This is a genomic window from uncultured Streptomyces sp., from assembly GCF_947488945.1.
Classification (GTDB): Bacteria; Actinomycetota; Actinomycetes; order Streptomycetales; family Streptomycetaceae; genus Streptomyces.
In genome coordinates this window covers 53445-66140 of the sequence record NZ_CANLBS010000019.1, presented here as the reverse complement: position 1 = coordinate 66140, position 12696 = coordinate 53445, and the positions used below count along the sequence as shown (strand labels likewise).

Below are 12696 nucleotides of genomic sequence, written 5' to 3'. Positions count from 1 at the left end.
CCCGGCCCGCCGGCCCGTGCCCCGCCGGCCCCGCGTGCCGGCGATCTGTGGCCGCGGCCTCCGGCCGGCCCCTGCGGTCACCCCCGGCGCGGGACGCGCCCGCGTCCTTCCCGGCATCGGCATCTCCCCTCGCGAACGTCCCGGCGGGCGGCGCGAGGACGCACACGGCCCTCCGCCACTCTTTCCCGGACCGGTCGGCCGGACCACCGGGCGTAGGCCGTCGGAGGCGGGGGAGCCGGCCGGCCCGAGCCCGCTCGGGGCGGCGCGGCCGGCCCGGTGAGATCCTTTCCGCACGACGGTCCCCGCCGGTGGACCGGCGTACCGGGCGGTGCCGAGCGCGGAAGGCGGGCGGATGGACGAGGACACGTACGCGGCGAGCGCCGGAGCCCCACTGCGGCTGCTCCTCGTTTCGGACACGCATGTACCCAAGCGCGCGAAGCGGCTCCCCGAGGAACTGCTGCACGCCATCGACCGGGCGGACGTCGTGGTCCACGCCGGTGACTGGGTCGACACGGCCACCCTCGACCTCCTGGAAGAGCGGGCGCGCCGTCTGATCGGGGTGTACGGCAACAACGACGGCCCGGAGCTGCGGGCCCGGTTGCCGGAGGTCGCCCGGTTCAGGCTGGGCGGCCTGCGGTGGGGCGTCGTCCACGAGACGGGGGCGGCCCGCGGGCGGGAGGCGCGGTGCGCCGCGCTCTACCCGGACCTCGACGTCCTGGTCTTCGGCCACAGCCACATCCCCTGGGACACGGTCGCACCGGGTGGGCCGCGACTGCTGAACCCGGGGTCGCCGACGGACCGCAGACGGCAGCCGTACCGCACCTACATGACGTGCACCGTGGTGGCCGGGGCGCTCGGCGAGGTCGTGGTGCACCGTCTCCCCGGCCGCTGACCGGCCACGCCGCCCCGCCCACCCGCCTTCTGAGCCCCGAGCCGCCGGAGCCCCGAGCCGCCGGAGCCCACGCCGCCGGGACCGATGAGTTTCCCCGCCGGCTCCGGTCCTGGATGCTGACGGGTGCACCCGGCCGCGCACGGACGCGGCGCGGGTGCCGACCGGCCGGGACCACCGAGAGCACACGAAACCGAGGAAGCCGCCATGCGCACTCTGATCAGCACCGCATTCGTCTCGCTGGACGGCGTGGTGGAGGCGCCGGGCGGCGAGCCCGGCTACCGCAACTCCGGCTGGACCTTCAAGGACGTCGAGTTCGTCCCCGAGGCGTACGCCATCAAGGGCCGGGAGCAGGAGGAGGCCACCGCGATGCTGCTGGGGCGCACCAGCTACCAGGCGTTCAGCCCGGTGTGGCCCGCCATGGAGGACTTCGCCGGTTACCGGGCGATGCCCAAGTACGTCGTCTCCCGCACGCTCGGCGAGGACGACCTCGTCTCCGACTGGGGCGAGACGACCCTGCTGCGCTCCCTCGACGAGGTCGCCGCGCTCAAGGAGACGGACGGCGGGCCGATCATCGTCCACGGAAGCGCCACGCTCAACCAGGCGCTCTCGGACGCCGGACTGATCGACCGCTACCACCTGCTCGTCTTCCCGCTGCTCCTCGGCGCGGGCAAGCGGCTCTTCAGCACCACGGACAAGGACGCCCAGAAGCTGAAGCTGGTCGAACACGAGGTGTACGCCAACGGCCTGCAGAAGAACGTCTTCGACGTCGTCCGCTGACCGGCCGGGCCCGCACCCCCCAGGTCCGCTGGGCGGCGCGGGCTCCGGGGGCCGCCCCCGGACGGCGTCGCCCGCAGGCCCGGCCGTGCGGGCCGCGTGCGAACAGGGCCCGCACGCAACGATGCTCACGGACCGTCACCCTCCCTCGGTGGGGCACGCCGGTCCGCCACCGCCACGGCCACTTGAGTACGGTGCTGACATGCGGATCGACGGGGCGGGACAGCAGCGGGGGCACGTACTACTGGTCGCGGGGGACACCGCCCGCCGGCGACGCACCGTGCAGATCGAACCCAGTGCGAACCTCGCCGCCCTCCTTCTGCTGCCCGTGCCGGCGCTGCTCGGCAGCGACCTTCCCACCGACACCACGTACCTGGACGGCGTGCGCGACCAGAACGCGCTCCTGGTGAAGCTGCGCACGGCGGCCGCCACGCCGGGGCCGCTGCTGGTCTATCTCTCCGGCCGTCTCACCGTCGACCGGCGCAGCCACCAGCTCTGCTTCGCGCTCGCGGGCACCACGGCGGCGACGGCCCGGTACACCGCGCTGCCCTGGGAATGGCTGGGTACCGAGCTGCGGCACCGCCCGGCCGGTCTGACCACGGTCCTGATCGACCTCGCGGCGGACAAGGCGGCCTGGCCGCTGCTGCGGGAGTACGGTGCGATGCCCGCGCCCGATTCCGTCGAGGTGTACGGCACCGTCGCCCCGCCCGGCTTCCCCGGTCCCGACGACGGTCACGTCAGCACCTACACCCGGGCCTGGATCGAGCAGCTCCGCCGTTCGCCCCGACGCCCCGCCGACTCCCGGCTGCACGCCCTGGCCGTCGGCGCCGCCGCGCTGCCTCCCGGCGCGTTCGTCGTGCCGAGTGCTCCGCAGCTCGCCGCTCCGGGCGTCGGACAGCGTCACGCGAGCCCTCTCGTGACGCCGGCTCAGCCGCCCGTCGCGTCCACGCCCCCGCAGGACCGTGCCTCCGGCGGGGACGAGTCCCGCCGGATCCCGGAGCCTTCCGCGGAGCCCTCACGCCCACATCCCCGTCCGACGCCCGGCGTCCCGCCCGCCGTGCCGGAGACCGCCGGACGGGCGCCGGTCCCGGTGCGGCAGCCCGGTCCCGCCCAGGGGGCGCCGGCCGCTCCCGACGAGCAGGACCCGCGGCCCTGGCTCCACGCCCTCGCCCGGCAGCGGCGTTTCGTCGAGGCCGCCCGCCTCGCCCAGGTGTGGGAGACGCACATCCTGCAGACCTTCGGGACCGACTCGCCCCAGGCGACCCACTGGGTCGAGATCCGTGCCGACCTGGCCAAGGAGGAGGGAAACCTGGTGCTGGCGACGCAGCTCTGGATCAGCGCCGGACGGACCCGCCTCGCGCACCAGGCTCCGGACGATCCCGAGGTGCTCACCACCGCACGGAGCGCCCACTACTGCTGGACGAAGATCGCGGACCCCGTCCGCGCCCGTGAGTGCGGGCCGGACCTGATCGCTCTGCTGAGCGCGCTGCCCGCACTCGATCCCCGGCATCTGCTGACGGCCCGGCACCGCCTGGAGCACCTGCGGGACGTGCCCCCGGCAGGTGCCGGGGGCCGGAGCCCCGCCGCCACGCGACACGACGAGGCGTGATCACAGTTCCGGGACGTCGTCCAGGTCGAACGCGGCCTGCGGAACCTCCTCCGTCAGTTCGTCCAGGCGCTGCTCGGACCAGATGGTCTTGTCCCTGCGGCCGTGGCGCACGCCCCAGCGGGCGCTGAGGCGCATGACGATGTACAGCCCGCGTCCGCCCTCGTCGCTCTCCCGCGCGTGGCGCAGGTGCGGGCTGGCGCTGTTGGCGTCCGTGACCTCGCACAGCAGCCGGCCCCGGTCGTGCACGAGCCGCAGACGCACCGGACCGGTGCCGTAGCGGATCGCGTTGGTGACGAGTTCGCTGACGACCAGTTCGGTGTTGAACACCGCTTCGTCCAACTGCCAGGCGGCGAGCTGACGGTCGACCAGCTTGCGTGTGGTGGCGACGACGGACGCGTCGGCGGGCAGGGACCAGTCCGCCACCCGGTCGCGCGGCACCGCCCGGGTGCGGGCGAGCAGCAGCACGGCGTCGTTCTGACGCGACGGCGCCATGCGGTAGACGGCGGTGTCGCACAGCTCCTCCAGCGGCCGGGTCGTCGAGGCGAGCACGTTCGCCAGCGTGTGCACGGCGCTCGCGCGGTCGTCGTCGTACGCGTCGAGGAGGCCGAGGGTGTGGAGGGCGATCAGGCTGCCCTGCGGGAGTTCCGTCTCGACGCCCGCGTACGACCTGCCGCCGCCCGATCCCAGGGGCGGTCCTTCGGGGACGTCGACCGTGTGGCGGGACCCGTCGGGGGCGACGATCAGCGGCGCGGGGTGACCGGCGCGGATCATGGTGCAGTGCCGGGAGACCGGGTCGTAGACGGTGATGGCGCACGTCGCGACATCGGCGTCCCGACCGCCCCCGGTGTCCCCGCCGCGGCCCGTGTCTCTCGCGATCTGCGCGGCGACCTCGTCGAGGTGGGTGAGCATCTCGTCCGGTTCCAGGTCCTGCAGGGCCAGCGTGCGCAGCGCGATCCGGAGCTGCCCCATCGTGGCCGCCGCTTCGATTCCCTGGCCGGCCACTTCGCCCACCACCAGCGCGACGCGGGCCCCGGACAGCGGCACCACGTCGAACCAGCCGCCGCCCGCCCGCTCGGGAAGGTAGACGTGAGCGGTCTCCACGGCCGTGAGGTCGGCAATCGCGCCGGGCTGGAGCCTGCGGTGCAGTGCGGTCGCCACGGTGCGCTCGCGCTGATAGCTGCGGGCGTTGTCCACGTGCGCGGAGGCGGTGGCGGCCGCCTGGCGCGCCACGTCCAGGTCGGCCTCCTCGAAGGGCTCCGGACGGTGGCGGTACAGGGTCAGCAGACCGATCACGGTCTCCCGGACGACAAGAGGAGCGACGATCATGGAGTGCACGCCGGCGTTCATCAGGGGGGCGAATCCGTCCGGGGCCGCGGCCAGCCACGGCGTGTCCCGCGACACCTCCACGAGGCGGGCACGGGCGTCGCCGAGGGCCTGGGTGTAAGGGGTGGCGAACGGGAACGGACGGCTGCCGCCGTCCTCCCGGCTGCGTCCGGCGTCCGCGGGCGCGAAGGACATCCGCCGCAGGGGCGCACCCTGCGGCGACACCCCGGCGGAGCCGGTCCCCGGACCCCCGTCGTCGTCCAGCAGGTCGACGCTGGCGGCGTCGGCGAAGGCGGGCACCAGCACCCCCACGAGTCCGTCGGTGACGGCACCGGTCTCCAGCGTGGTGCCCAAAGCCGTGTGCATCCGGCTGAGGACGGCCAGCCGGTCCGCGGCCGCCTGCTGCTCGGTGACGTCCTCGACGACTCCCACCAGACGCCGCGTACCGGCCTGGGGGTCGTCCAGGGGAAACAGCGACACCTGCAGCGCGAGGGTGGGGTGGGGGGCCGACGGCGACCGCCCTCGTACCAGTCGGCCCCGCAGCGGCTCGCCGGTCGCGAGTACCTCGTCGATCAGCGCCTTGACGGCGTCCGGGTCGAGACCGGGGGCGAACTCTTCGATCGGGTGCCCGAGGACCTCCTCGGCGGACAGCCCTCGCATGCCCCTGCCGGAGGGGTTGTAGCGCGAGACCCGGTGGTCGGCGTCGAAGACGAACAGGCCGAGAGGGGCGTTGGCGAACAGCGCCTCCAGTACCGCGGTGTCGTCGATGGAACCGCTCACCACCTTCGCTCCCTTCGCCGACCCCCTCTCACCATCCCGCATCGGCCGCGGGCGGCAACCCGGCCGCGGGCGTGGTGGCCGGCGCGCACGAGTGTGCCGCCGCACGCCTGCCGCCGTACCGTCCGGGGGCGTACCGGCCTGCGTGCGTCAGGAGTTGATGATCTTGGCCTTCTCGGCCGCGAACTCCTCCTCCGTCAACAGCCCCTGGTTCTTCAGATCTGCGAGGGCGGTGAGCTGCGAGACCCGGTCGGGGGCCGAGGGGCCCGCGCCGGGTGCGGGCGGCGGCTGGACCGGGGCCGGGTCGGTGTACTGCTGGGGCCCGCCGCTGGTCTGCTGGGCGTACCGCCGGTCGGCCCGCTCCTGCACACGGTTGGACACCGCGCCCGCGGTGCCCGTGATGACGGCGGTGCGGGCCATTGTGCCCAGCAGGCCCGGTCGTCCCATGCGTCGAGGCATGATCGTTCCCTTCGTTCCGTGTGTCACTGCTCGTCGAGCGAGGCGATGGCGCGTTCGACGTCCTCCCGCGGGATGCGCTCCAGCAGGACCATCTCTCCGTGCGACTGCCGCAGAGCGGTCGCGAGACGGGTGGCCCAGCTGTTCTCCCACGCCACCACGAGTGCCGAGGAGCCGGGCGCCAGCGAGTCGGCGACCGCGTGCAGGTCCTTGTCGCTCAGCAGGTCGAACCTGGCTCCGGCGACCGGACCGAACGCTTCGGTCAGCCGGGCGTCCTCCAACTCGACGACGTCGACCGAGCCGTCGGGGCTCCTGCCGACGAGAGCGAGATCGAGCACCCGGACCGTGCCGTTGGCCTGCAGTTCCAGCAGAGCGGGTGCGATCTCCCCGTTGAACCGGTTTCCCTCGAACACGACCACCGCTACGTCCACCGGTCCGACGGCGTCGGACTTCAAGTCGATCGGCACGAAAGCCCACCTCTCAAAAGGTGCAATGTGGCATTTAAGTGATCCTATGTGGTCGTCGCGGAACCGCAAGCGGCTGTGCCCGTGGCCGGTCTCCCGAGGGCTCGCCGCCGACCCGCCCTCGCAGCGTTTCGGGCGGGCGCCACGGCCCGCGGTCCCTCGGCCCCTCGTGTCGTCCGGCCGCCCCGGAGGTCTACCCGTGCCCGGCCCGGAGGGCGTAGCCGTTGAGGACGAGCGACAGGCTCGACGTGAGGCGTCGCGCGTAGGGAACGTGGAGGGACTCGTTCGGACCGTGGGCGTTCGCGCCCGGACCCAAAACTCCGCAGGCCAGGAACTGTGCTTCCGGGAACTGCCGGGTCAGCTTCCCCATCAGGGGGATGGTGCCGCCCTGACCGATCCTCGCCACGTCCGCCCCGTCGAAACAGGCCCGGCCGGCCGCCGACAGCGCCGCCCGCAGCCACGGCTGCTCGGCGGGGGCGTGCCAGCCGTCGGCGAGGACCCGGTCGGGCGTGAACCGGACCGACGAGCCGTACGGCGGGTCCGCCTCCAGAATCCGGCCGACCTCGGCGAGCGCCGCGGCGGCGTCCACCGCGGGAGGCAGCCGCAGCGACAGCTTGACGCGGGTGTGCGGGCGCAGCACGTTACCCGCCGAGGCGACGGGCGGAAGGCCGTCCGCCCCCGTGACCTCCAGACTGGGACGCCAGGCCCGGTTGAGCAGCAACTCCTCCGGATCGGACGTCACCGGGGAGGTGCCCCCGTGCCAGTCGAAGCGGTCTTGGACCTGCTCGCCCAGCAGCGCCGCCGCCTCACGTGCCTGGACGCGGCGGTCGGCCGGCACCTCACAGTGGAGGGCGTCCGGGCGGAGCACGCCCGTCGCACCGTCTTCCAACCGGTCCAGCAACTGCCGCAGCACCCGGAACGACGACGGCACCACGCCGCCCGCGTCGCCGGAGTGCGCACCGTCGCCGAGGACCCGCACGTCGAGCGTTCCGCCGCACGCCCCGCGCAACGACGTGACCAGCCACAGCCGTTCGTGGTCGCCGGCACCGGAGTCCAGACAGACCACGAGGCCCACCTCGCCGATGCGCGGTGCGAGGCGGGAGAACCAGTGGCCGAGGTCGGGGCTGCCCGACTCCTCGCCCGCCTCGAACACGCCCACGCAGCGCGGCCGTGCCGCCCCCTGTTCCGCCAGTGCCCGCACCGCGGTCACCGCGGCGGGCAGCGCGTACCCGTCGTCGGCGCCGCCGCGCCCGTACAGCCGGGTGCCGTCGAAGACCGGCTCCCAGGCCGAGCGTCCGCCCGTCCAGCCCTCACCCTCGGGCTGCTTGTCGAGATGGCCGTAGAACAGGACGGTGTCCTGTGCCGACGAGCCTTCGCCCGGTACCTCGAAGAAGACCAGCGGAGTGCGCCCCGGCGCGCGCAGTACCTCGACGCGCAGGCCGGGCAGCGGCGACTCCCGCAGCCACGCGGCCGCGGTGCCGACGGCCCGGTCGAGGTGGCCGCGGGTCTCCCAGTCGGGGTCGTACGCGGGGCTGACGGCCGGGACGCGGATGTGCCGTTCGACGAACGGGATCACCTCCGCGCCCCACTGGGCGTCACAGAACTCCCGTACGGAGCCGGCCTCCGCGACACCTGCCCGAGCCTGCTCAGGCATCGGCGAGGGCCTTCGCGGACGGGGCGAACCCGATGCCGAGCAACTCCTCCACCGGCGCGTACACGTCGGGCATGTACATCGTCCGGGAGAGCAGCAGGTTCTCGGCCGGGGCGACCAGGACGCTGATCCGGCTGCCGACCTCGACGTCCGCGGAGGCGAGCGGCTGTCCGGCCTCGTCGAACGTCGTGATCAGGTCGGGGAACGAGGCCCGGCGGGCACCGTCGACATCGAGTGCCATGTACTCGTTGACGAGGTACAGGGTGGTGCGCGCCGCGTCGTCCAGGACCGCGACGCCGACGTCCAGACCCTCCCGCTGCTCGCACCGGTACGCGGCGACCGTCGCGGTGACGGCGATCTCACCGCCGAGGTGGCGCGCGGCGCCGGGCACGCCGTCCGCCAGGAAGCGGCGGCCCAGTTCGAGGGCGAAACCGATGGCGCCCGGCGCGCCGTTACGCACCGCGTAGCCGACCTCGACGGGATTCCGGGCGACGCCCACCCAGCCGCCCGCCTCGACGGACGCGCGCCGTACCACGTTCGAGGTGGCCTCCAGGCGGCCTGAGACGGACCCCTCGACATAGGCGTACGGCTTGCCGCCCGCGTACCCCTGCCGGGAGAGGTACCCGGCCTCCTGATGCAGGCCCATCGCGCCCATCACGCTGGACGGGTGGGCACGGCCGTTGCAGGCCAGGTCGATGACGGGCAGGCCGGTCATCGCGGAGTGGAACCAGCCGTTGATGGTGGTCTCGGCGCCGTTCTCGTTCGTGTGGATCGCGACGAGCGGGCGCGGCAGGTCGCGGCGGAGCAGCTCCAGCGCGCGCAGCAGGTGGGTGGGAAGGACCTGGGGGTCCGGTGCCGCGGGGGCGCCGACCAGGGCCACCGTCGCGGTCAGGTCCTCGTCCGCGAACTCGTCGGCGCTCCACAGTTCCGGCATGCCGGTCTGGAGGGCCAGTTCGGCGGTGCGCAGTCCCCGCTCGACGAATCCTCCGCCGCCTCCGCCCAGTACCGCGCCGCCGTACACGGCCGCGCGGATGTCGTCATGGGTCAACTGTCGCTTCACGGGGGTCTCCCAGGGTGGTTCTGTGCAGGGGTGAGAGTGGTCGAGAGGGGGCGCGGGGGCCCGGCCGTCCGGCGGCCCCGGACGCGGCCGGCTACGTGGCGGCCTTGAACACGCCGTTGCCGAACGAGTAGAGGGCGTCACCCGCGATCGCGCCGCCGGCGAAGACCTCCAGGTCGTCCTTGGCCTTCGCGCCGAGGACGCGCGGGGCGAGGACGCGGACGGCGATGCCCGCGGCGACCATCCAGCCGGCCATCGGCGTGGCGATCAGCAGCCCGGTGGCCAGCAGGATCCCGAGCTGGCGCTTCGAGCCGCCGATCAACTGCACGGCCGCGCCCGGGATCGCCCACAGTGCGAGGTGCCGGGCGGTCTCCGCGGAAGGGCCCGCCTTGATCGCGGCGACGTACGCGGCGTCGATCGGGGCGGTCTGGCCGTTGTCGAAGAACATCCGGTAGGACAGGAGGACGACGACGATGGCGACACCGAAGCCGATCATCGCGGCGATGAGCTGCTGACGGCGGCCCTCCAGTTCGAAGGCCGGGTCGGCGTTCTCGCCCCGTAGCAGGTGCCCCGCCTTGAGGTCGTAGCCCATGTCGGCGAAGGCCGGTCCGGTCGCGGCGGTGAAGCCGGACAGGACGACGAGCGCCTCGGGCGGGAAACCGATGAGGATGCCGAGCAGCAGCGTGATCAGGGCGATCGCGAAGGCGGGGAACCAGCCGGAGTGCATCGACGCGATGCCGACGAGCAGTTCGTGCAGGAACGCGGCGACGGAGGCGTACAGCAGGAAGCCGATCAGCATGCCGGGGCTCATGTGCGTGGCGGCGCCGGTGCCGAACGCCAGCAGGACCGAGATGACGAGGTAGGCGCCGAAGCCCAGCCGCATGGAGCGCCCCAGGCGCCGGGCGCCCTCCGGTGCGCTTGCCGGCCCGTTCGCACGGGCGCCGTCCGACGGGGCGCGGCGGACCTTGACGATGGTGCGGCCGACTTGGACCAGGGCGACCAGACCCGCCCCCATCATCATGCCGTGGGGCAGGTACATCGCGCCCAGGTCGAGGCCGAACAGCGGGTCGGCGTACTGGTTGAACAGCAGGCCGGCGCCGAAGGCGGCCATGGCGCCGAAGCCGCCGATCAGGGCCACGCCGAACGCCGACATGGGCAGCGTGAAGGCGGCGCCGACCAGACCGGTCAGCAGGCCCAGTCCGAGCACCTTGGCCCGGCGCCCGCCCTCGTCCCCGGCCTTGATGGCCTGGGCGGCGGCGAGTCCGGGGGGCCATGGGTTCTTCGCGGGGAAGGCCGGGGTGTCGTACATCCGGTACAGCAGCCAGGCGTCGACCAGCATGGCGGCGGCGACCCCGATCAGCATCGGCACGATCATGTCGTCCATCCCGAACAGGAACGGGATGCCGATCGGCAGGAACAGGCTGTTCGCGGCGCCGAAGGTGGCCGAGGAGATGCTGGTCTGCGCGAGGTTCTGGGCGTGCACCGAGCGGAAGCCGCGGAACCAGACGAGCGGCACCCGGGCCAGTGTCATCGCGGCCAGCGCGCCGATCAGCGAGGTGCTGGGGGTGACGCCGAGGGTGGCGAGCAACTGCACCCCCACGATGGCCCCGAACACGCTGAGCACCACGGTGAGGATCAGATTGCCGGGGGCGAGGGCGCGCGGATGGCTTCGTCCCTCGCCCCCGGGCCGCGAGGTCTCTGCCTGCGGCGAGGCGTCAGTGCTCATGGGTCTTCGGTGCTCCCGTACGGGTCGGCGTCATGTCGATCGCCTCAGAAGTTCTAAAATATGGAACTGCATGCGAATATCTGGACCTCTCTGGATCATCCATAAGGTGCAGTCCGGCGTCAAGGGCGTGGTCCGGATTCCCGGCATGCGGACGGCCCGGCGCCGCGGGCGAGGGGCGGTCACGCCGACCTGCGGGCGCCCCTTACGATCGGACGACACGGTCCGGCAGGGTCCGGGGGGAGACGGGAGAACGGTGAGCACACTCGCCAACGCGCGCGACGTCCTGCGACTGATGGCGCGCCTCCAGCGCGATCTGACCGTGACGGACGTCGCGGGAGCCCTGGGTCTGCCCAAGAGCTCGGTGTCGCGGACGCTCAGCATGATGGCCGACCACGGCTTCCTCGACCGCGACCCGGTCAGCCGTGCCTACCGCCCCGGCGTGCTCGTGATGGAGGCCTCGTACCACTTCCGCGCCTCGCGCAGCACGGCCTCCCTCCTGGAGGAGGAGGTGGCCAGACTGGTCGCCGACCTCGGATACACGGGATACGTGGACGTGCTCGACGGGTCCGAGTCGCTGGTGCTCCACATGCGGCTCGGGACGACCGGCGCTCTCCAGGCGTACACCCCGGCCGGTACCAGGGCTCCGGCATACGCCAGTTCCATGGGGCGGGCGCTGCTCGCCCGCCTGGAGGACGCGCAGGTGCTGCGGCTCGTGGACGCGCGCCTCGAACAGAGCACGGGGTCGGCGCCGCGCACCCCCGGCGAACTGACCGCGTGCCTGGCCCGGGTGCGTGCCGACGGCTGGGAATCCTCACGCGGCGAGTACGTCCCGAACGTCGCCGGGGTCTCCGCCGCCGTCCTCGACAGCGACACCGGTCAGATCTTCGGCATCGGCGTCGCGCTGCCCGCCCCCGAACTCCACGACCAGAACGCCGCCCGCTTCGGCCGGGCGGTGCGCGACGCCGCCCTCCGTGTCGGCAAGCGCATCGGCGACCCCTACTGGCTGCGGTACGTCGAGTCCTGAGCGGGGCGCCGGGCTGCGCCCCGACCGGCACCGGGCCGCTGCGGCGCTGCTCAGTCCAGCAGCGGGCCGAGCGCCGCCCCCACCACCGCCCCGGGCGTCAGGACCGGCACCGTCACCCCGGCCGCCCGCAACGCCCGGCGGTGCCGCGGCCCATAGCCCATGCAGTCGAGCATCAGCGCCTGTGCGCCCGCCTCCAGGTGGGCCCGCGCGGCCGCGCACAGCGCCGCGTCGTCCTCGGCGTACGGTGAGGCCGTCGTGAAGGCGGGGTCCGGGACGGCGTCCCGCCACTTCGCGCGGGCTTCGGCCACCTGCTCCGGCAGCGGAACGACGATCCCGACGCGGCTGCCCCGCAGCACCGTGCCGACGTAGCCCGTGACCAGGGCGTCCGGCTCGACGAGCCGTGCCCGCCCGGCCCGCAGGCCGGGGAACTCGCCGGTGCACAGGAGCACGACGACGTCGGCCCCCGCGTCCTGCGCCCGGTCGAGCCGGGACTGCAGTGCGGCCCCGACGGCGTCGGCGTCCAGGGTCACGGCGCTGCCGTCTGCCAGTCGGCTCAGCAGCGTCGCCCGCCCTTCCGCCGACCCGAAGCCGCGCTCGACCTCCCGGCGGGTCAGGCCGTCGAGCGCGCCGGCGTGACGCACGCGCACGGTCGTCGGCAGATGCGCCTCGATGGCGTCGGACAGGTCCGGACGCGGAGCCTGACCGATGGTCAGGAAGGTGAGTTCGGGCACGGCAGCTCGCTCAGGAATAGTTCCGGATAATGGTAATCAGGCCCGGATCATCGTAGTCGTGATGCTGTCGTGGGGGTAGGGCTTACCGGCGTGCGGCCGGCCGTGTGTCCCCGGACGCGCCGAGAACCCCCGGGGACGTCCCGGGGGTTCTCGGCGTTCTCGGCGTTCTCGTCGCGGGGGTGCGTCCGTGGGGAGGGCGGCCGGGCCCCCTC

11 protein-coding genes are annotated in these 12696 nt (G+C 73.6%); 4 read left to right on the top strand and 7 right to left on the bottom strand.

What is annotated here, in order from left to right:
• The first annotated feature begins 391 nt into the window (after positions 1-391).
• The 3 genes from Q0994_RS25920 (at position 392) to Q0994_RS25910 (ending at position 3275) form a co-directional block, all read left to right on the top strand.
• Positions 392-892: a metallophosphoesterase gene (locus tag Q0994_RS25920; protein ID WP_299539061.1), complete on the top strand. Its 501-nt coding sequence runs from the start codon at positions 392-394 to the stop codon at positions 890-892.
• 204 nt (positions 893-1096) lie between these two features.
• Positions 1097-1669 carry a dihydrofolate reductase family protein gene (locus Q0994_RS25915; RefSeq protein ID WP_299538880.1) on the top strand — a complete coding sequence of 191 codons (573 nt, stop codon included), beginning with the start codon at positions 1097-1099 and terminating at the stop codon, positions 1667-1669.
• Positions 1670-1868: 199 nt separating this feature from the next.
• Positions 1869-3275 (top strand): hypothetical protein, encoded by a 1407-nt coding sequence (locus Q0994_RS25910; RefSeq protein ID WP_299538878.1) that lies wholly within the window; start codon positions 1869-1871, stop codon positions 3273-3275.
• On the opposite strand, the gene Q0994_RS25905 is transcribed toward Q0994_RS25910, so the two are convergent.
• From Q0994_RS25905 to Q0994_RS25880, 6 genes are all read right to left on the bottom strand, one after another.
• On the bottom strand, positions 3276-5378 hold the full coding sequence (locus tag Q0994_RS25905) for a SpoIIE family protein phosphatase (protein ID WP_363325576.1): 2103 nt from the start codon (positions 5376-5378) through the stop codon (positions 3276-3278).
• 147 nt (positions 5379-5525) lie between these two features.
• Positions 5526-5834 carry an SHOCT domain-containing protein gene (locus Q0994_RS25900; protein ID WP_299538874.1) on the bottom strand — a complete coding sequence of 103 codons (309 nt, stop codon included), beginning with the start codon at positions 5832-5834 and terminating at the stop codon, positions 5526-5528.
• 23 nt (positions 5835-5857) lie between these two features.
• Positions 5858-6298: a DUF6325 family protein gene (locus Q0994_RS25895; RefSeq protein ID WP_299538871.1), complete on the bottom strand. Its 441-nt coding sequence runs from the start codon at positions 6296-6298 to the stop codon at positions 5858-5860.
• Between the two features lie 190 nt (positions 6299-6488).
• Positions 6489-7949, bottom strand: a complete 1461-nt coding sequence (locus tag Q0994_RS25890; protein WP_299538869.1) for a M20/M25/M40 family metallo-hydrolase — start codon at positions 7947-7949, stop codon at positions 6489-6491.
• The gene (locus Q0994_RS25885; protein ID WP_299538867.1) at positions 7942-9006 is read right to left on the bottom strand and encodes a DUF917 family protein; all 1065 of its coding nucleotides are present in this window, start codon (positions 9004-9006) and stop codon (positions 7942-7944) included. Before Q0994_RS25885 ends, Q0994_RS25890 begins: the two co-directional genes overlap by 8 nt.
• 91 nt (positions 9007-9097) lie before the next feature.
• Entirely contained in the window at positions 9098-10729 is a 1632-nt protein-coding gene (locus Q0994_RS25880) for an OPT/YSL family transporter (protein WP_299538865.1), read from the bottom strand.
• A gap of 253 nt (positions 10730-10982) precedes the next feature.
• Between Q0994_RS25880 and Q0994_RS25875 the strand changes: the two genes are divergently transcribed.
• Positions 10983-11753, top strand: a complete 771-nt coding sequence (locus Q0994_RS25875; protein ID WP_299538863.1) for an IclR family transcriptional regulator — start codon at positions 10983-10985, stop codon at positions 11751-11753.
• Between the two features lie 50 nt (positions 11754-11803).
• Here the strand turns inward: Q0994_RS25875 and Q0994_RS25870 are convergent, their stop codons facing one another.
• Complete coding sequence (locus Q0994_RS25870; protein ID WP_299538861.1) at positions 11804-12484, bottom strand: AroM family protein; 681 nt, start codon at positions 12482-12484, stop codon at positions 11804-11806.
• Positions 12485-12696 lie beyond the last annotated feature (212 nt).